The sequence below is a fragment of the Paenibacillus pasadenensis genome, assembly GCF_023715725.1.
GTDB lineage: Bacteria > Bacillota > Bacilli > Paenibacillales > Paenibacillaceae > Paenibacillus_O > Paenibacillus_O pasadenensis_A.
Genome location: NZ_JAMBOT010000092.1, coordinates 1 through 255, shown reverse-complemented (window position 1 = coordinate 255; position 255 = coordinate 1). Strand labels below are relative to the sequence as shown.

Annotated in this window: 1 rRNA gene; it reads right to left on the bottom strand. The window is 56.1% G+C overall.

Going from position 1 to position 255, the window contains the following annotated elements:
* Window positions 1-255 (bottom strand): 23S ribosomal RNA (locus tag M3223_RS24140); the annotation flags it as partial.

Genomic DNA, 255 nt, shown 5'->3' with positions numbered 1-255 from the left:
AACGAGAGTTATTCCGCGCGCCTTAGCATGCTCTGCTCGCCTACCTGTGTCGGTTTGCGGTACGGGCACCTTCGCCTGGCTAGAGGCTTTTCTTGGCAGCCGGAGATCATGACCTTCGGTACTATAAGTTTCCCTCCCCATCACAGCCCAGCCTTAACGGTTTGCGGATTTGCCAACAAACCAGCCTCACTGCTTGGACGGACACATCCATCGGTCCGCGTCACTACCCTTCTGCGTCACCCCATTGCTCATAAC